Here is a 1,347-nt window from a genome sequence, read left to right as displayed (position 1 = left end):
CGACGCCTCGTGCTGATGGTCGGCGGCGAGGCGATGCAGAGCGGCTTTCACTTTGCCCTCAACATCGCGCTGCTGCACATGCTGTCGGCGCAAGGTTACGGTCTCTTCGCCATCGGCATGGTGATGGGCGGCGTCGGCCTGTCGTACATCCGATCGCTCACCGCCGTCCCCGCCTCGATATGGATGGGCAAGAGCACCAACAGCGCCGGCGTCGATGCCCATGACGTGGCCTTCGGAACAGCGGCGCTTGTGGTGTCGCTGCTGATGGCGGGCAGCACGGCGATCCTGATGCATCTGCTGGGCGATCCGAGCGGCATCGCCGCCGGCTGCTTCGTCGGCGCATGGTCGCTGCGCAGCCACATGCGCACGGCACTGTTCGCTCGGCGCCAGCAGGTGATCGTCTCCATCAGCGACGCCGCTTTCACGATTACCGGCATCATCCTGACCGGACTGACCATGTGGTTGGCGAAGGACGCGCTGCAAACCGTTTTTTATGCGCTTGCGGCCGCAAATCTGCTCGGCATCGTCGTCCTGGTTCGGCTGGCGCGCCGCACACCTCGCATCAGCTTCCGCATGCCGACGCGCCGCCGCTATACAAGGCTCTGGCCGCAGCTGCGCTGGTCGGCGTTCAGCGCGACCACCACGAACATCCAGGGTCAATGCCTGGCCCTGCTGGTCGCGGGCATTGCCGGACCCGCCGCTTACGCGCCGCTGGCGGCGGTCCTCGTGCTGTTTGCCCCACTGCGCATCATCAGCCTTGCTCTCTTCAACATGACGCAGCCGGAGCTGGCGAAGCTGATGCGCAATAACGAAACAAGCCGTGTCTGGGCGCAAGCGAAGATCTGGTCGCTGGTCATGGGGATCGGTGGCCTCGTCTATGGATGTGCCATCCTATTCGTCCTGCCGATGATAAAATCCCAGGCCCTCCAGGATGCCTCGGTCGGATTCATCGGACTTTTCGTGATCGCGAATTTCATCCCGGTCATGCTTTATGTCATGCCTCGCATCATCCTTGAGATCCTCGGCGATTTCCGGACCGTCGCGTTCATCACGACCGGTGGCGCAATAATCGGGCTGACGCTGATCGCAATCCTGCTGGCAATCGCGCCTCCGCCGTGGTCGCTGTTGGGTTCCGCGGTCTCCGAAATCTTCGTCCTTGCGGCGTCATGGTATTTCGCGCGTCACCGCATATGGAACATCGAGCACCCGGACCAGCAGCGCGACAGCTGGTTGGGCGGGTGGCGGCGGTCGGTCCCGTTCGCCCCGGTAAAACGGTAGCAGAGACCGGTGGCAGGCGAGGCAGTGAGGGTGTAACGGACGCACGCGGCGGGAAGGCCCCGTTTGTCG

The 1,347-nt window shown here is 63.7% G+C and carries 1 protein-coding gene; it reads left to right on the top strand.

Annotated features, from left to right (window positions below; genetic code table 11):
- Positions 1-1,278: hypothetical protein (locus FJ980_RS32035; protein ID WP_140547494.1), on the top strand; the 1,278-nt coding region annotated here is incomplete at its 5' end.
- Positions 1,279-1,347 lie beyond the last annotated feature (69 nt).

The sequence above is a fragment of the Mesorhizobium sp. B1-1-5 genome, assembly GCF_006443065.1.
GTDB lineage: Bacteria > Pseudomonadota > Alphaproteobacteria > Rhizobiales > Rhizobiaceae > Mesorhizobium.
This window is presented reverse-complemented; position numbering and strand designations above follow the sequence as displayed.